Genomic DNA, 16,871 nt, shown 5'->3' with positions numbered 1-16,871 from the left:
TGAGTCTGACTCATGCTACCCATCCTTTTTATCCCTTTGTGCAAACCTCGCAGAGCGCCGAGAATCAACCCTTTCCTGTTTCCTTTGATAATCGAGCGTGATGACCATGCAGCATCCAGCACGTACTGAACTCCGGGCCATCCTGCGGCTGGCGGGGCCGCTGATTGCCTCGCAGTTGGCACACATGCTGATGGTCCTCACCGACACCCTGATGATGGCGCGTCTGAGTCCCGAGGCGCTGGCCGGTGGCGGGCTCGGCGCGGCGACCTATTCGTTCGTGTCGATTTTCTGCATCGGCGTGATCGCGGCAGTCGGCACACTGGTGGCGATCCGTCAGGGTGCCGGCGATATTGTCGGGGCCACCCGGCTGACGCAGGCAGGGTTGTGGCTGGCATGGCTGATGGCGTTGGTCGCCGGGCTGCTGCTGTGGAACCTCAAACCGGTGCTGCTGCTGTTCGGCCAGACCGAAAGCAACGTGCAGATGGCCGGGCAGTTCTTGATCTTCCTGCCGTTCGCCCTGCCCGGCTACCTGAGCTTCATGGCCCTGCGCGGGTTCACCAGCGCCATCGGCCGTGCGACGCCAGTGATGGTCATCAGCCTGGGCGGAACCGTGGCCAACTTCCTGCTCAACTATGCACTGATTACCGGGATGTTCGGCCTGCCGAAACCGGGACTGATGGGCATCGGGCTGGTCACGGCGATTGTCGCCAACCTCATGGCGCTTGCGCTGGCGTGGCACATTCGCCGGCATCCGGCATATAAGGCGTATCCGTTGCGCCAGGGTCTGTCACGGCTGAACCGGCAGTACCTGAAGGAACTGTGGCGTCTGGGCCTGCCGATTGGTGGCACCTACGCGGTGGAGGTCGGGCTGTTTGCCTTCGCCGCGCTGTGCATGGGCACCATGGGCAGCACGCAGCTGGGTGCACACCAGATTGCCCTGCAAATCGTTTCGGTGGCGTTCATGGTCCCGGCGGGTATTTCTTATGCCATCACCATGCGCATCGGCCAGCACTACGGCGCCGGACAACTGCTGGATGCGCGGCTGGCCGGGCGGGTTGGCATTGCCTTCGGGGCGGCGGCGATGCTGTGTTTCGCCATGGTCTTCTGGCTGTTGCCAAACCAGTTGGTCGGCCTGTTCCTCGACCACAACGACCCGGCGTTTGCCGATGTCATCAACCTCGCCGTGAGCCTGCTGGCGGTGGCGGCCTGGTTCGAGTTGTTCGACGGCGTGCAAACCATTGCCATGGGTTGCATTCGCGGGCTCAAGGATGCCAAGACCACGTTCCTCGTCGGCCTGGGATGCTATTGGTTGATTGGCGCTCCGGCCGCGTGGTGGATGGCGTTCCACTTGCATTGGGGGCCAACGGGCGTCTGGTGGGGCCTGGCGCTGGGCCTGGCGTGTGCGGCGGTGAGCCTGACACTGGGGTTTGAGTGGAAGATGAAGCGGATGATCAAGCGCGAGCCGGGGTCAGAGCAGCGCTTCGAAGTCGCTCAGCCTGACTGAGCCCCCTGTAGGAGCTCGCTCGCGATGGTCGTCAACGATAACGCTGGTTGGCAGGTGCCCCGCGGCGTTCTCAGGTTTATCGCGAATAAGCTCGCTCCTACAGGGTTGCGTGGCAACCTCAGCTCACGATGTCCAGCACCGGCTGCTGACTGGAGCCAAACGTCAAATAGTCCACCAGCTCGGCCAGCGGCAAAGGCTTGCTGATCAGATACCCCTGCACCTGATCACAGGCAAACCCGCGCAACAGCTCCAGTTGCTCCAGCGACTCCACACCTTCGGCGACCACTTCAAGGTTGAGGTTGTGCGCCAGATTGATCATCGCGTGGACCAGTTTGCGGTTTTCCTCCCGCTGCTCCATGCCACCGACAAAGCTCTTGTCGATCTTCAGCAAGGTGATCGGCAGGCTGTTGAGGTGCACGAAGGATGAAAACCCGGTACCGAAGTCGTCGAGGGAGAAGCGCACACCGAGACGCCCGAGGGCGTCCATGGTCTGCTTGACCAGATCGCTGCGGCGCATCACGGCGGTTTCGGTCAGTTCGAACTCCAGCCACTGCGCCTCGACGCCGCGCTCGGCAATCAGGCGACTCAGGGTCGACAGCAACTGACTGTCCTGGAACTGCCGGAACGACAGGTTGATCGCCATGTGCAACGGCGGCAAACCCAGCTCAAGCAGCGCCTGCATGTCGCGCAAGGCCCGGGAAATCACCCAGTACCCCAGCGGCACGATCAGACCGCTTTGCTCAGCCAGTGGCACGAACTCGCTCGGCGGCAACAAGCCGCGTTCGGCATGACGCCAGCGCACCAGGGCTTCGAGGCCGACGATTTGCCCGTCCTCAAGGTTCAGCCGTGGCTGGTAATGCAATTCCAGCTCATCGCGGCGCAGCGCCCGGCGCAGCTCGGTTTCGAGGTCGGCGATGCTGCGGGCATTGCGGTTGATGCGTTCGTTGAAAATGTGAAAGGTGCAGCCCTGGGTGCTTTTGGCCTGCTGCATGGCGATATGTGCATGCCACATCAGCGGGTCCGCACCGGCCTGGGCACGAGCGTGGGCGATACCCAGACTGGAACCGATCAACAGGCTTTCACCGTCGATCCAATAAGGTTCGGCCAGCGCTTCGCTGATGCGCTCGGCCATCCACTCGGCACGCTGGGGAGCGCGACGGGTGTCGATCAGCAGGGCGAATTCATCGCTGCCCAGGCGTGCCAGTTGATCGCCAGCCTCGAGCTGGCTCTTGAGCCGCGACACCACTTGCAGGATCAGGCGGTCACCGGCCTGATGGCCGAGGGCGTCGTTGGCGTAACGGAAGTTGTCGAGGTCGAGATGACCGAGGGCCAGGCCACGACCGTCACTTTCGGCCAGCCGCGCTGTCAGCAGCGTCTGGAAGCCCTGGCGATTGGCGATGCCAGTCAGCGGATCTTGCTCGGCCAGGCGTTGCAGGGTGTTTTCCAGCACGCCACGTTCGCGCACATGGCGCAGGCAGCGGCGCAACATGCCGGGATCGAGCAGATCGCGCACCAGCCAGTCGCTCACACCGTCGGGCGGAATCAGCGGCTCATGGTCGAGCAGCAACACCGTCGGCAGGCTGCAACGGCCCGGCGCCGGTTGAAGTTGCGGGATGGTCAATAACACCGCGCTGCGGTTGTCATCGAACAGGCTGCTGACCGACTCCCAACTCGGCGCGCTGATGAGCACGGCCGAGCTCCCCATAGGAACCAGACACTCGCGCAACAACGCTGCCCACGCTGGCTCTTCGGCCAGTAGCAGCAAACGCAAGGGTTCGACAGGCGTAGACAAGCTAGCTCCCTAGACTCTGCAAAGATGTAGGCGACGGGCATTATGCCGTTCCGATAACCAATGACAACGACATGAGTTATCCAAACGAGCCCTTTGTATCTGGAATTACGAACATTAGCCGCAAATTCGTTGCGCATCCTGCGTGAAAGTAACAAAACCGGCAATTACAGATAGCGTGGTACGTCACAAGTCGGACAGAGCAGCACAATTCGCTGAGCCTGTTAAAATGCCGGCCCATTTTGTGACTGACTCCTGAATTTACCTATGTCCCGACTCAATCCCCGGCAGCAAGAAGCCGTGAGCTACGTCGGCGGCCCTCTTTTGGTGCTCGCCGGCGCTGGCTCCGGCAAGACCAGCGTGATCACGCGCAAAATCGCGCACCTGATCCAGAACTGCGGTATCCGCGCCCAGTACATCGTCGCCATGACCTTTACCAACAAGGCCGCCCGCGAGATGAAGGAACGGGTCGGCACCCTGTTGCGCGCCGGTGAAGGTCGCGGGCTGACGGTCTGCACGTTCCACAACCTGGGCCTGAACATCATCCGCAAGGAGCACGTGCGGCTGGGCTACAAACCGGGCTTCTCGATTTTCGACGAGACCGACGTCAAGGCCCTGATGACCGACATCATGCAGAAGGAATACTCGGGCGACGACGGCGTCGACGAGATCAAGAACATGATCGGCGCCTGGAAAAACGACCTGATCCTGCCGGCCCTGGCCCTGGAAAACGCGCGCAACCCCAAGGAACAGACCGCCGCCATCGTCTACACCCACTATCAACGCACGCTCAAGGCGTTCAACGCAGTGGACTTCGACGACCTGATCCTGCTGCCGGTGAAGCTGTTCGAAGAGCACACCGACATCCTGGAAAAGTGGCAGAACAAGGTGCGTTACCTGCTGGTCGACGAATACCAGGACACCAACGCCAGCCAGTACCTGCTGGTGAAAATGCTCATCGGCAAACGCAACCAGTTCACCGTGGTAGGCGACGACGACCAGTCGATCTACGCCTGGCGCGGTGCCCGCCCGGAAAACCTGATGTTGCTCAAGGACGACTATCCGTCCCTGAAAGTGGTGATGCTGGAGCAGAACTACCGCTCCACCAGCCGCATCCTGCGTTGCGCCAACGTGCTGATCTCGAACAACCCCCACGAATTCGAAAAGCAGCTGTGGAGTGAAATGGGCCACGGCGACGAGATCCGCGTGATCCGCTGCCGTAACGAAGATGCCGAAGCCGAGCGCGTGGCCATGGAAATCCTCAGCCTGCACTTGCGCACCGACCGGCCTTACAGCGATTTCGCGATCCTCTATCGCGGCAACTACCAGGCCAAGCTGATCGAGCTGAAGTTGCAGCATCACCAGGTGCCGTATCGCCTGTCCGGCGGCAACAGCTTTTTCGGACGTCAGGAAGTCAAAGACCTGATGGCCTACTTCCGCCTGATCGTGAACCCGGACGACGATAACGCCTTCCTGCGGGTGATCAACGTGCCGCGCCGCGAGATCGGTTCGACCACGCTGGAGAAGCTGGGCAACTACGCCACCGAGCGCAAGGTCTCGATGTACGCCGCCACCGACGAGATCGGCCTGGGCGAGCATCTGGATTCACGCTTCACCGATCGCCTGTCGCGCTTCAAGCGCTTCATGGACAGGGTGCGCGAGCAGTGCGCCGGCGAAGACCCGATCTCGGCCCTGCGCAGCATGGTCATGGACATCGACTACGAGAACTGGCTGCGCACCAACAGTTCCAGTGACAAAGCCGCCGACTACCGCATGGGTAACGTCTGGTTCCTGATCGAAGCGCTGAAGAACACCCTGGAAAAAGACGAAGACGGCGAAATGACCGTCGAGGACGCCATCGGCAAACTCGTCCTGCGCGACATGCTGGAACGTCAGCAGGAAGAGGAAGACGGCGCCGAAGGCGTGCAGATGATGACCTTGCATGCATCCAAGGGCCTGGAATTCCCCTACGTGTTCATCATGGGCATGGAAGAGGAAATCCTCCCGCACCGTTCCAGCATCGAAGCCGACACCATCGAAGAGGAGCGTCGCCTGGCCTACGTGGGCATTACCCGCGCGCGCCAGACCCTGGCCTTCACCTTTGCCGCCAAGCGCAAGCAGTACGGCGAGATCATCGATTGCGCACCGAGCCGCTTCCTCGATGAGTTGCCGCCGGACGATCTGGCCTGGGAAGGCAACGATGACACACCGACCGAAGTCAAAGCCGTGCGCGGCAACAACGCATTGGCGGATATACGCGCGATGTTAAAGCGCTAGAATTGACCACTTTTTAATCGAACACTTTTTGACAAGCTAGGCGCATACCGTGCCAGTAGAGGAAAGCTTCATGGAAGCACTGCACCAGAAAATTCGCGAACAAGGCATCGTGCTTTCCGATCAGGTCCTGAAGGTCGACGCCTTTCTGAACCACCAGATCGACCCGGCCCTGATGAAGCTGATCGGCGACGAATTCGCCACGCTGTTCAAGGATTCGGGCATCACCAAGATCGTCACCATCGAAGCCTCGGGCATCGCCCCGGCGATCATGACCGGCTTGAACCTCGGCGTGCCGGTGATTTTCGCCCGCAAGCATCAGTCCCTGACCCTGACCGAAAACCTGCTGTCGGCGACCGTGTACTCGTTCACCAAGCAGACCGAAAGCACCGTGGCCATCTCCCCGCGCCACCTGACCAGCAGCGACCGCGTGCTGATCATCGATGACTTCCTGGCCAACGGTAAGGCGTCCCAGGCACTGATTTCGATCATCAAACAGGCCGGCGCCACCGTGGCGGGCCTGGGCATCGTGATCGAGAAGTCGTTCCAGGGCGGTCGTGCGGAGCTGGATGCGCAGGGTTATCGCGTTGAGTCGCTGGCTCGCGTGAAGTCGCTGGCCGGTGGTGTCGTGACCTTTATCGACTGATCCGCCACACCGCATAAACCAGTGTGGGAGCGGGCTTGCTCGCGAAAGCGGTGTGTCAGTCGACATCAACTTTGACTGACACACCGCTTTCGCGAGCAAGCCCGCTCCCACATTTGTTTTGTATTGGCTGTTATTGCGCGGTGGCTTTCAGGCCAGTGAGCAGTAACCGCTGAAACAGGTCTTCTTTCAGGCCTTGCGGATCGGTCAGTTGCATCCGCTCCATATGCTCTGGAAACTCCGAAGCCTGCGGCGCATCCAGCGCTGCCTTGCCCAATTCCAGCACCTCACTCAGCTTGAACTTGCTCTTGAGCCAGTTCAGTGCCCGCAATAGATCGCGTTCGACCCCGGTGAAGTCGCAACCCAGCGGATACTCCGGAAACAGCTGCGGATGCCGCGCCTGAATCTCCTGCAAACGCCACGGACTATTATCGGCAAAGCGCGGATCGAGACGGAAGTCCTTGGGCAATTTGCCGATTTTCTGCGCCTGCTCGATCAATCCCGGCTGAAAACGCGAGTCGCTGATGTTGAGCAGCGCTTCGATCACTGCCGCATCGGTTTTGCCGCGAAGATCGGCGATGCCGTATTCGGTGACCACGATGTCGCGCAAGTGTCGCGGGATCGTGCAGTGCCCGTACTCCCAGACGATGTTCGAACTGACGTCGCCGCCAGACTCACGCCAGCTGCGCAGCAGCAACACCGAGCGCGCGCCTTGCAGTGCATGGCCCTGAACCACGAAGTTGTATTGCCCGCCTACGCCGCTGAGCACACGTCCATCTTCGAGCTGGTCCGCCACCGCGGCACCGAGCAAGGTCACGGTGAACGCGGTGTTGATGAACCGCGCATCCAGGCGCTGCAAACGCTTGAGTTCTTCCTGGCCGTAGAGCTCGTTGATGTAGCTGATGCGGGTCATGTTGAATTCGAGCCGCTTGCTTTGCGGCAATTCGCGCAAGCGTTCGTAGTAGGTGCGCGGGCCGAGAAAGAAGCCGCCATGTACAGAGATGCCATCGGTTTGCGCAGCCTCATCCAGGGTGCCGGCATTCGCCAGCAGTTGGGTCGCCACGTCCGGGTAAACCTTGCGTCGCACAATCCCGGCATCCGCCAATACCAACAAGCCGTTGACGAACATTTCACTGCAGCCATACAGGCCTTTGGCGAACGGTTCGATGCCACCTTCGCGCTCGATCAGTGGTGCCCACTGGCTGAGATTCACCTCTGCCAGCAACGCCCTGTAACCGTCGTTCTCGGCTTGTCGCGCCAACAGTGCCGCCGTCAGCGCATCGCCCATGGAACCGATGCCGATCTGCAAGGTGCCGCCATCGCGCACCAGGGTGCTGGCGTGCAAGCCGATGAAATGGTCCTGAAACCCCACCGGCATGTTCGGCGTGGAGAACAGTGTGGTGTTGTCCTTCTGGTCGATCAGCAGGTCGAAGCTGTCGATATCGATTTCCGCATCGCCGGGCATGTAAGGCAGGTCGTTGTGCACCTGGCCGACCATCAGGATAGTTTCTCCGGCGGCGCGGCGTTTGGCGATCATCGGCAACAGGTCGAGGGTGATGTCCGGGTTGCAGCTCAGGCTCAAGCGATCAGGATGTTCGGCATGGCTGGCCACCAGCTGCGCCACCAGGTTCAACCCGGCAGCGTTGATGTCACGGGCCGCATGGCTGTAGTTGCTGCTGACGTAGTCCTGTTGCGCCGTGGCACTGTTGAGCAGACTGCCGGGCTGCATGAAGAATTGCTGGATGTGAATGTTGCCCGGCAGACCATCGCGACGCAGGTCGGCAAGAAACTCCAGCTCCGGATAATTGCCGAAAACCCGTTCGATAAAGGGTTCGAGGAAGCGCTTTTGCAAGCCATCGCCCAAGGGCGGGCGCCCCAGGCACAACGCGGTGTAAATCGTCAGCCGTCGCTCGGGCAACTCTGCGATGCGCCGGTACAGCGCGTTGACGAAGTGATTGGGTTTGCCCAACCCCAGAGGCAAACCCATGTGGATATGCACCGGCAACCGTGCCAAGACGTCATCGACTGCCTGTTCGATAGAGCACAGCTGAACCATCGGATCCTCCCTCACTTTCCATGACTTGGGCCTGGACCGAGCTTGCCGGGTCTTCGCTGCAAGTCAATACCAATCGGCCGCCGCTGGCCCCCTGTAGGAGCGAGCTCGCTCGCGAAGAACCCGAGAGCACCGCGGGGTGCCAGCTTTCCAGCGTTATCGTTGGCGACCATCGCGAGCGAGCTCGCTCCTACAGGAATCGCGGGCACAAAAAAGCCGCTCGAAAGCGGCTTTTTTTGAGAGTGGCAGGCTTATTTCAAGCCGGACATCTTCTGGATGGCGCCTTTGAGCTCGGCATCGGAGCAGTCGGCGCAGGTACCTTTAGGCGGCATCGAGTTGATACCGGTAATGGCTTTGGCCAGGATGCCGTCGAGGCCGCCCTGGTGATCGGCACGGTCTTTCCAGGCGGCGGCGTCACCGATTTTCGGTGCACCCAACAAGCCTGAACCGTGACAAGCGTTGCAATGTTTTGCAATCACTTCATCCGGGGTTTTCGCACCACCACCGCCGCCAGCGGCAGTCGCCACTTCCATGCCCTTGCACTCTTTACCCTGAACACAGACCTGACCGACCGGTTCAAGGCGTTTGGCGATATCGTCGTTGGTCGCAGCTTGAGCGCTGACACTGACAGCCCATAGGGCCAGTACGGTTGCTGGTGCAGCCAGCATTTTCATAATTAGGTTCACGCGTTCACCCTCAATGGTGGCTAGTCACGCCTACGGCCACGGTTCGCAGGCGGGCGCAAGTATAGCGGTAAGCCCGTCGCACTGAAACAACCCCAAAGTCGCAAGGGTCTTAGGCTGCGGCGGAAAAACGGCCCGGGCGCCTCTGCGATGCTGGCAGGACGCCTCTTTTCTTAGAAATTCGCTGGCGTGGCTGCGCTGATTAGTCGCGCAGGCGCATCGAACGGATTTCGGAAACGGTGTGGCTTGGTACTTTCAAAGTAGTAGCTATCGCCGGCTTCGAGCACAAAAGTTTCGAGACCGACCACCAGTTCCAGTTTTCCTTCGACCAGGATGCCGGTTTCCTCACCCTCATGGGTAAGCATCTCGTCACCGGTGTCGGCGCCTGGCGGGTAGATTTCATTGAGGAATGCGATAGCCCGGCTCGGATGCGCCCGACCGACCAGTTTCATGGTCACGGCGCCATCGGAAATGTCGATCAGCTCATTGGCCTTGTAGACGATCTGAGTCGGTTTTTCCTGCAGGATTTCTTCGGAAAAGAACTCGACCATGGACATGGGAATCCCGCCCAGCACTTTACGCAGCGAACTGATCGAAGGGCTCACGCTGTTCTTTTCGATCATCGAAATCGTGCTATTGGTGACCCCCGCCCGTTTGGCGAGCTCACGCTGGGAAAGGCCTTTGAGCCTACGGATGGATTGCAGTCGTTCACCGACGTCCAAAGCTTGCGCCTCCAGGATTCAGGAATGTTGGAATAGTGAACGTTATCATGGCGACAGCGTTCAGTATTTACAACACCTTGACCTGAATCCTGCTCAGCGAGGCGACTTCCGGTCTGGAGCCTTGCGCACTAAGCCCCGGAATAGAGCAGTGGCACTCGGCGCAGGTTGCAGAAAATCTGGTAGGGAATCGTACCGGCAGCCATGGCTACATCACTGGCGAGGATGTTTTTGCCCCACAACTCGACGGTCGAACCGAGTCCGGCCTGCGGCACATCGGTCAGGTCGATGCAGAGCATGTCCATCGACACCCGGCCAATCAACTGGCTGCGCTGCCCGGCAACCAGCACGGGGGTACCGGTCGGTGCCAAACGCGGGTAACCATCGGCGTAACCCATGGCCACCACACCAATACGCATCGGCTTGGGAGTGATGAACCTGGCGCCGTAACCGACCGGCTCGCCAGCCGGCAGTTCGCGGACACTGATCACTTTCGACTCAAGGGTCATCACCGGTTGCAGGCGTGCGGCCACTTCGTTGGCCTCTTCGAATGGCGTGGCGCCATAGAGCATGATGCCCGGGCGTACCCAATCGCTCGGAATCTGCGGCCAACCGAGCACCGCCGGCGAGTTACGCAGGCTGACCTCGGCGGACAAGCCCTTGCGCGCCGCTTCGAATACCGCCACCTGTTCGGCGCTGGCCTGTTCGTGCAGTTCGTCGGCACGCGCAAAGTGGCTCATCAGCACCACTTTCGCGACCTTGCCGCTGGCCAGCAGCCGTTGATAGGCCCCTTGATAATCCGCCGGGTGCAGCCCCACGCGGTGCATGCCCGAATCGAGCTTCAGCCACACGGTGATCGGCTTGCTCAACGCCGCTTTCTCGATGGCTTCGAGCTGCCACAGCGAATGCACCACGCACCAGAAATCATGCTCGACGATCAGCGCCAGCTCGTCGGCTTCGAAAAAGCCTTCCAGCAGCAGGATCGGCGCACGAATACCCGCTGCCCGCAGCTCCAACGCCTCTTCGATACAGGCCACGGCAAAACCGTCCGCCTCGGCTTCCAGCGCCTGGGCGCAACGTACCGCGCCATGGCCATAGGCATCGGCCTTGATCACCGCGAGGGCTTTGGCCCCCGTGAGTTCACGGGCGATCTGGTAGTTGTGACGCAGGGCTTGAAGGTCGATCAGGGCACGGGCAGGACGCATGGCGGCAGACTTCTGGTCGGGTTATCGGGAAGAAAAAACCGGCACTGGCTGACAGCATTAACCACCAACAGCACCGGGAGAGGGATCTTTTCTGACAGGCTTAGGGCAAAGCGGTTACAACCAACAGTTCATGCACTCACTGGTGAGCGGGTGCTGGATTGACATGCTTTGCAGACTCCTGGGTTTTGTCGCCATAACGGGAAATATCCAGGCCTTCGGCGCTGATCTGCGGCTTTTTCTTGGCCATCAGGTCAGCCAGCAAGCGACCGGAGCCACAGGCCATGGTCCAGCCCAGCGTGCCGTGACCGGTGTTCAGGAACAGGTTCTTGAACGGGGTGGCACCGACAATCGGGGTGCCGTCCGGCGTAGTCGGACGCAGACCGGTCCAGAAGCTTGCCTGGGCCAGATCGCCGCCCTGAGGATAAAGATCGTTGACGATCATCTCCAGGGTTTCGCGTCGACGCGGGTTCAGCGACAGGTCAAAACCGGCAATTTCAGCCATGCCACCGACGCGGATGCGGTTGTCGAAACGGGTGATCGCGACCTTGTAGGTCTCGTCGAGAATGGTCGAGGTCGGAGCCATCGCCGGGTTGGTGATCGGCACGGTCAGGGAGTAGCCCTTGAGCGGATACACCGGCGCCTTGATCCCCAGCGGCTTGAGCAGCTGCGGCGAGTAGCTGCCGAGGGCCAGCACGTAGCGATCGGCGGTTTCCAGTTTGCCGTCGATCCACACGCCGTTGATGCGGTCACCGGCGAAGTCGAGGCGCTGAATGTCCTGGTCGAAACGGAATTGCACACCGAGGTTCGCAGCCATCTCGGCGAGCTTGGTGGTGAACATCTGGCAGTCGCCGGTCTGGTCGTTCGGCAGGCGCAGGGCACCGGCGAGGATGTCGGTGACGCTGGCCAGTGCCGGTTCAACGCGGGCAATGCCTTCGCGGTCGAGCAGTTCGAACGGCACGCCGGACTCTTTCAGCACGGCGATGTCTTTCGCGGCGCCGTCGAGCTGGGCCTGGGTACGGAACAGCTGGGTGGTGCCGAGGCTGCGGCCTTCGTAGGCGATGCCGGTCTCCAGGCGCAGCTCATCGAGGCAGTCACGGCTGTACTCGGACAGACGGACCATGCGCTCCTTGTTCACCGCGTAACGGCTGGCGGTGCAGTTGCGTAGCATCTGTGCCATCCACAGGTACTGGTCGATGTCGGCAGTGGCCTTGATTGCCAGGGGCGCGTGGCGCTGCAACAGCCACTTGATGGCCTTGAGCGGCACACCCGGAGCGGCCCACGGCGAGGCATAACCCGGCGAGACCTGCCCGGCGTTGGCGAAACTGGTCTCCATGGCAGCAGCCGGCTGCCGGTCCACCACCACCACTTCAAACCCGGCACGGGCCAGATAGTAAGCACTGGTGGTACCGATGACGCCGCTACCCAAGACCATGACGCGCATTTTCAAATCCCTCATCGCGGCTAACCGCTGACGTTTGTTATTCAGAGCTTCAGATGCGCGCAGTGTAAAAAAGATTTGCCAGTGCTTTTCACTATATAAACGCCTATATTTGGCGACAATTCTCGGCAAAAACCCTTTTCACGGAGGCGCATCCCCTATGCGTACCAACACTCAGACTAAACGTGAGCTGGACAAGATCGACCGCAACATCCTGCGGATCCTGCAAGCGGACGGGCGGATTTCCTTTACGGAGCTTGGGGAAAAGGTCGGGCTCTCGACCACGCCCTGTACTGAGCGGGTCCGGCGTCTGGAGCGCGAAGGGATCATCATGGGCTACAACGCCAGGCTCAATCCGCAACACCTGAAGGGTAGCCTGCTGGTGTTTGTCGAGATCAGCCTGGATTACAAATCCGGCGACACTTTCGAAGAGTTCCGACGTGCGGTGCTGAAATTGCCCCATGTGCTGGAGTGTCATCTGGTGTCAGGGGATTTCGACTACCTGGTAAAGGCGCGGATTTCCGAGATGGCCTCGTACCGCAAATTGCTGGGCGACATCCTGCTCAAGCTGCCCCACGTGCGCGAATCCAAGAGTTACATCGTGATGGAAGAAGTGAAGGAGAGCCTGACGTTGCCGATTCCGGATTGAGTATTGCGGTGTCTATTCGGCCGCTTTCGCGAGTAAGCCCGCTCCCACAGAATCGTCGCTGTACCTGTGGGAGCGGGCTTGCTCGCGAAGGCCGCGACTCGGTCCAGCTAGACCAACACCTGCCGGTTCGATGCCATGTACTCGAACACCTGCTTCTCCACCCGCGGATGAATCAGCTCCACTGGCCCGCGCCCATTGGGGCACGGCAAGGTCTTGGTGGTGCCGAACAACCGGCAGATCAGCGGCCGCTCGCCATACACGGTGCAACCATTGGGCCCCAGGTGCACACAGTTGAGTTCTTCCATGGCGGCATCCTGCTCGGCGCGAGTCTTGCGCGGCAGACGCGACATTTCTTCAGGCGAGGTGGTCACCGGCCCGCAGCAGTCATGGCAGCCGGGAACGCACTCGAATGAGGGAATCTGTTGTCGCAATGTGCGAATTGTCTGGCTGTTGCAGCTCATTGCAGCGGTGACCAATAGCGGAATAGAGCCGGATTCTGACGCAAAAGCCCCGATCCAGACAGCACCAGGCGACCAATGTTGCCCGTCCGGAAGGTCCGGCTTATGCTCCGTCAAATTTTCTAAACGCAAGAATCAGGACCACGCACATGACTGCCCGTGCTCAACAGCCTGCTCCGGACCACATCGCCTCCTACTACGCCGCCAGCAGCCTGCCGCAGCCCGAGCTTGCGGCGCTCAAAGGTGAAGTGCTGGCCGATGTCTGCGTGGTTGGCGGTGGTTTTTCGGGGTTGAACACGGCGCTTGAGCTGGCCGAGCGCGGCCTCAGCGTGGTGTTGCTCGAAGCCCATCGAATCGGCTGGGGCGCCAGTGGACGCAATGGCGGGCAGCTGATTCGCGGCGTCGGTCACGGCCTCGATCAGTTCACCAACGTCATCGGTGTCGAAGGTGTTCGGCAAATGAAACTCATGGGCCTGGAAGCCGTGGAAATCGTCCGGCAACGGGTCGAGCGCTTCCAGATCCCCTGTGACCTGACCTGGGGATACTGCGACCTCGCCAACAAACCCCGTGACCTGGAAGGTTTCGCCGAGGATGCCGAGGAACTGCGCAGCCTCGGCTATCGCTACGAGACCCGTTTGCTGCAAGCCCACGAGATGCACACCGTGGTTGGCTCCACGCGTTACGTCGGCGGCCTGATCGACATGGGTTCGGGACACCTGCATCCACTGAACCTGGCCTTGGGCGAAGCCGCAGCGGCACAACGTCTGGGGGTCCAGCTGTTCGAACAGTCGGCCGTGACCCGCATCGACTATGGCCCCGAGGTCAAAGTCCATACCGCCGGGGGATCGGTGCGCGCCAAAACCCTGGTACTGGGCTGCAACGCCTACCTCAACAACCTCAACCCGGAACTCAGCGGTAAAGTCCTGCCCGCCGGCAGCTACATCATCGCCACCGAACCACTGAGCAAAGAACAGGCCCACGCCTTGCTGCCGCAGAACATGGCGGTCTGTGACCAGCGAGTGGCGCTGGACTACTACCGGCTTTCGGCGGACCGGCGCCTGCTGTTTGGCGGCGCCTGCCATTACTCGGGCCGCGACCCGAAAGACATCGCCGCGTATATGCGTCCGAAAATGCTGGATGTCTTCCCGCAATTGGGCGCCGTGAAGATCGATTACCAATGGGGCGGCATGATCGGCATCGGCGCCAATCGCCTGCCGCAGATCGGGCGACTCAAGGACCAGCCGAACGTGTACTACGCCCAGGCCTATTCCGGTCATGGCGTGAATGCCACGCACCTGGCCGGCAAGTTGCTGGCCGAAGCCATCAGCGGCCAGCACAGCGGCGGCTTCGATCTGTTTGCCAAGGTGCCGCACATCACCTTCCCCGGCGGCAGGCTTTTGCGTTCGCCGTTACTGGCGCTGGGGATGTTGTGGCATCGGTTTAAAGAGTTGGTCTGAAAGATTGTCGGTGTCAGCTCTGACGCCTTCGCGAGCAAGCCCGCTCCCACAGAGGAACACAAATCCCCTGTGGGAACGGGCTTGCTCGCGAAGTGGCCCTGAAAAACACCGCAAATCTCAGATCCGCCAGAAAGGCTTCAGCCCCTCCTCCTGCGCCTGTTCCCGCGTCAGCCCGACATCCTTGAGCTGGTCGGCCGTCAGCGACAGCAACGCCTTGCGCGTGTGCAGGCGACGCCAGAACCGGTCCCAGCGACTCAGGCCGGACGGCGCATGATGCATGCCCGCCTCCCGCGTGCCGTTGTTCTGTCCTGTCGCCAGCTCCTGACTGCGTAACGTCAGCCGCACATCGCTCAAACCGTTCATCGTGGATGCTCCTGTTTACTTGGGTAGCCAGAGGTTCCATGATGCGTGGGCGCGCAAAAGCATTACAGATTCAAAGCAACCGTATTAAATCCATACAGATTTACCGATTCCGCCACTGAATCCCGATTTTTTGCCCTATCTGTACTGGTTAACCGAATCATCCCTATCGAGGCTGCACCATGACCCTTTACGTCAACCTCGCCGAGTTGCTCGGCACGCGTATCGAACAGGGCTTCTATCGCCCCGGTGACCGGCTGCCTTCGGTACGGGCGCTGAGCGTCGAGTACGGTGTCAGCCTGAGCACGGTGCAGCAGGCCTATCGGGTGCTGGAAGATAGCGGGCTGGCCACGCCACGGCCCAAGTCCGGGTACTTTGTTCCCGCCAGCCGCGAACTGCCGGATTTGCCGGCGGTCGGTCGCCCGGCCCAGCGCCCGGTGGATATCTCTCAATGGGATCAGGTGCTGGAACTGATTCGCGCGGTGCCGCGCAAAGACGTGGTGCAATTGGGGCGCGGCATGCCGGACATCACCAGCCCGACCATGAAGCCGCTGCTGCGCGACCTGGCGCGAATCAGCCGGCGGCAGGACATGCCTGGCCTGTATTACGACAATATCCACGGTAACCTCGAACTGCGCGAACAGATCGCTCGCCTGATGCTCGATTCCGGCTGCCAACTGGGTGCCAGCGATCTGGTGGTCACCACTGGATGCCATGAAGCGCTGTCCACCAGCATTCGTGCGATTTGCCAGCCGGGAGACATCGTGGCGGTGGACTCGCCAAGCTTCCACGGCGCCATGCAGACCCTCAAGGGCCTGGGCATGAAAGCCCTGGAAATCCCCACCGATCCGCTGACCGGCATCAGCCTCGAAGCGCTGGAACTGGCCCTGGAGCAGTGGCCGATCAAGGTCATACAGTTGACCCCCAACTGCAACAACCCACTGGGCTACATCATGCCCGAGTCGCGCAAACGCGCGCTGTTGACGCTTGCGCAGCGCTTTGACGTGGCGATCATCGAGGACGATGTGTATGGCGAACTGGCCTACACCTATCCGCGTCCGCGCACGATCAAATCCTTCGACGAGGACGGTCGTGTCCTGCTGTGCAGTTCGTTTTCCAAGACCCTGGCGCCGGGCCTGCGCATCGGCTGGGTCGCACCGGGCCGTTATCTGGAACGCGTGCTGCACATGAAATACATCAGCACGGGCTCCACCGCGCCACAACCGCAGATCGCCATTGCCGAATTCCTCAAAGGTGGCCATTTCGAACCGCATTTGCGGCGGATGCGTACGCAATACCAGCGCAATCGCGACATGATGATCGATTGGGTAACCCGCTACTTCCCGGCCGGCACCCGCGCCAGTCGCCCGCAAGGCAGCTTCATGCTGTGGGTCGAGCTGCCGGAAAGCTTCGACACCCTGAAACTGAATCGGGCACTGCACGACCAGGGCGTACAGATTGCCGTGGGCAGTATTTTTTCCGCCTCGGGCAAGTACCGCAATTGCCTGCGCATGAACTACGCTGCCAAGCCAACACCGCAGATCGAAGACGCGGTGCGCAAGGTCGGCGCGACAGCGATCAAACTGCTGGCGGAAACCGATCAGCTCAGCGACTGACTTTTATTCGGGAATCGGCGTCC

At 60.8% G+C, this 16,871-nt stretch carries 14 protein-coding genes; 6 read left to right on the top strand and 8 right to left on the bottom strand.

What is annotated here, in order from left to right; genetic code table 11:
* Positions 1-106: 106 nt before the first annotated feature.
* Complete coding sequence (locus tag ACEN8Q_RS23920) at positions 107-1,504, top strand: NorM family multidrug efflux MATE transporter (protein ID WP_413427673.1); 1,398 nt, start codon at positions 107-109, stop codon at positions 1,502-1,504.
* A 118-nt stretch (positions 1,505-1,622) separates the two neighbouring features.
* Here ACEN8Q_RS23920 and ACEN8Q_RS23915 read toward each other — a convergent pair whose 3' ends face one another.
* Complete coding sequence (locus tag ACEN8Q_RS23915; protein WP_413427674.1) at positions 1,623-3,296, bottom strand: putative bifunctional diguanylate cyclase/phosphodiesterase; 1,674 nt, start codon at positions 3,294-3,296, stop codon at positions 1,623-1,625.
* Positions 3,297-3,560: 264 nt separating this feature from the next.
* On the opposite strand from ACEN8Q_RS23915, the gene rep reads away from it, so the two are divergent.
* Complete coding sequence (gene rep / locus ACEN8Q_RS23910) at positions 3,561-5,570, top strand: DNA helicase Rep (protein WP_413703816.1); 2,010 nt, start codon at positions 3,561-3,563, stop codon at positions 5,568-5,570.
* 70 nt (positions 5,571-5,640) lie between these two features.
* Positions 5,641-6,213 carry a xanthine phosphoribosyltransferase gene (locus ACEN8Q_RS23905; protein WP_413427676.1) on the top strand — a complete coding sequence of 191 codons (573 nt, stop codon included), beginning with the start codon at positions 5,641-5,643 and terminating at the stop codon, positions 6,211-6,213.
* 130 nt (positions 6,214-6,343) lie between these two features.
* On the opposite strand, the gene ACEN8Q_RS23900 is transcribed toward ACEN8Q_RS23905, so the two are convergent.
* From ACEN8Q_RS23900 to dadA, 5 genes are all read right to left on the bottom strand, one after another.
* Positions 6,344-8,266, bottom strand: coding sequence for an acetyl-CoA hydrolase/transferase C-terminal domain-containing protein (locus ACEN8Q_RS23900; protein WP_413703815.1), 1,923 nt, complete (start codon positions 8,264-8,266; stop codon positions 6,344-6,346).
* A 248-nt stretch (positions 8,267-8,514) separates the two neighbouring features.
* On the bottom strand, positions 8,515-8,937 hold the full coding sequence (locus ACEN8Q_RS23895) for a c-type cytochrome (protein ID WP_046038983.1): 423 nt from the start codon (positions 8,935-8,937) through the stop codon (positions 8,515-8,517).
* A gap of 182 nt (positions 8,938-9,119) precedes the next feature.
* Positions 9,120-9,668, bottom strand: a complete 549-nt coding sequence (locus ACEN8Q_RS23890) for a cupin domain-containing protein (protein ID WP_007975150.1) — start codon at positions 9,666-9,668, stop codon at positions 9,120-9,122.
* Between the two features lie 128 nt (positions 9,669-9,796).
* Positions 9,797-10,870: an alanine racemase gene (alr, locus tag ACEN8Q_RS23885; RefSeq protein ID WP_413423357.1), complete on the bottom strand. Its 1,074-nt coding sequence runs from the start codon at positions 10,868-10,870 to the stop codon at positions 9,797-9,799.
* A 136-nt stretch (positions 10,871-11,006) separates the two neighbouring features.
* On the bottom strand, positions 11,007-12,311 hold the full coding sequence (gene dadA / locus ACEN8Q_RS23880; protein ID WP_413423355.1) for a D-amino acid dehydrogenase: 1,305 nt from the start codon (positions 12,309-12,311) through the stop codon (positions 11,007-11,009).
* 157 nt (positions 12,312-12,468) lie between these two features.
* Between dadA and ACEN8Q_RS23875 the strand changes: the two genes are divergently transcribed.
* Complete coding sequence (locus ACEN8Q_RS23875) at positions 12,469-12,957, top strand: Lrp/AsnC ligand binding domain-containing protein (RefSeq protein WP_007975155.1); 489 nt, start codon at positions 12,469-12,471, stop codon at positions 12,955-12,957.
* 107 nt (positions 12,958-13,064) lie between these two features.
* Here the strand turns inward: ACEN8Q_RS23875 and ACEN8Q_RS23870 are convergent, their stop codons facing one another.
* Positions 13,065-13,418: a YkgJ family cysteine cluster protein gene (locus tag ACEN8Q_RS23870; protein WP_126048280.1), complete on the bottom strand. Its 354-nt coding sequence runs from the start codon at positions 13,416-13,418 to the stop codon at positions 13,065-13,067.
* A 146-nt stretch (positions 13,419-13,564) separates the two neighbouring features.
* Between ACEN8Q_RS23870 and ACEN8Q_RS23865 the strand changes: the two genes are divergently transcribed.
* Entirely contained in the window at positions 13,565-14,872 is a 1,308-nt protein-coding gene (locus ACEN8Q_RS23865) for an FAD-dependent oxidoreductase (RefSeq protein ID WP_413423352.1), read from the top strand.
* 117 nt (positions 14,873-14,989) lie between these two features.
* On the opposite strand, the gene ACEN8Q_RS23860 is transcribed toward ACEN8Q_RS23865, so the two are convergent.
* A complete protein-coding gene (locus ACEN8Q_RS23860; RefSeq protein ID WP_413423350.1) occupies positions 14,990-15,235 on the bottom strand; it encodes a DUF1127 domain-containing protein in 246 nt (81 codons plus the stop codon).
* Positions 15,236-15,414: 179 nt separating this feature from the next.
* Here ACEN8Q_RS23860 and ACEN8Q_RS23855 point away from each other — a divergent pair, with 179 nt between their 5' ends.
* Positions 15,415-16,848: a PLP-dependent aminotransferase family protein gene (locus ACEN8Q_RS23855; RefSeq protein WP_413703814.1), complete on the top strand. Its 1,434-nt coding sequence runs from the start codon at positions 15,415-15,417 to the stop codon at positions 16,846-16,848.
* The last annotated feature ends 23 nt before the right edge of the window (positions 16,849-16,871 follow it).

It is taken from the genome of Pseudomonas sp. Pseusp16, from assembly GCF_047324915.1.
GTDB lineage: Bacteria > Pseudomonadota > Gammaproteobacteria > Pseudomonadales > Pseudomonadaceae > Aquipseudomonas > Aquipseudomonas fluorescens_CD.
This window is presented reverse-complemented; position numbering and strand designations above follow the sequence as displayed.

Excerpts from the sequence above, each read along its gene's own strand:
- ACEN8Q_RS23865 (WP_413423352.1), top strand. The coding sequence starts at position 13,565 with ATGACTGCCCGTGCTCAACAGCCTGCTCCGGACCACATCGCCTCCTAC.
- ACEN8Q_RS23905 (WP_413427676.1), top strand. The coding sequence starts at position 5,641 with ATGGAAGCACTGCACCAGAAAATTCGCGAACAAGGCATCGTGCTTTCC.
- ACEN8Q_RS23855 (WP_413703814.1), top strand. The coding sequence starts at position 15,415 with ATGACCCTTTACGTCAACCTCGCCGAGTTGCTCGGCACGCGTATCGAA.
- alr (WP_413423357.1), bottom strand. The coding sequence starts at position 10,870 with ATGCGTCCTGCCCGTGCCCTGATCGACCTTCAAGCCCTGCGTCACAAC.
- ACEN8Q_RS23900 (WP_413703815.1), bottom strand. The coding sequence starts at position 8,266 with ATGGTTCAGCTGTGCTCTATCGAACAGGCAGTCGATGACGTCTTGGCA.
- ACEN8Q_RS23895 (WP_046038983.1), bottom strand. The coding sequence starts at position 8,937 with ATGAAAATGCTGGCTGCACCAGCAACCGTACTGGCCCTATGGGCTGTC.
- rep (WP_413703816.1), top strand. The coding sequence starts at position 3,561 with ATGTCCCGACTCAATCCCCGGCAGCAAGAAGCCGTGAGCTACGTCGGC.
- ACEN8Q_RS23875 (WP_007975155.1), top strand. The coding sequence starts at position 12,469 with ATGCGTACCAACACTCAGACTAAACGTGAGCTGGACAAGATCGACCGC.
- ACEN8Q_RS23870 (WP_126048280.1), bottom strand. The coding sequence starts at position 13,418 with ATGAGCTGCAACAGCCAGACAATTCGCACATTGCGACAACAGATTCCC.
- dadA (WP_413423355.1), bottom strand. The coding sequence starts at position 12,311 with ATGCGCGTCATGGTCTTGGGTAGCGGCGTCATCGGTACCACCAGTGCT.
- ACEN8Q_RS23860 (WP_413423350.1), bottom strand. The coding sequence starts at position 15,235 with ATGAACGGTTTGAGCGATGTGCGGCTGACGTTACGCAGTCAGGAGCTG.
- ACEN8Q_RS23920 (WP_413427673.1), top strand. The coding sequence starts at position 107 with ATGCAGCATCCAGCACGTACTGAACTCCGGGCCATCCTGCGGCTGGCG.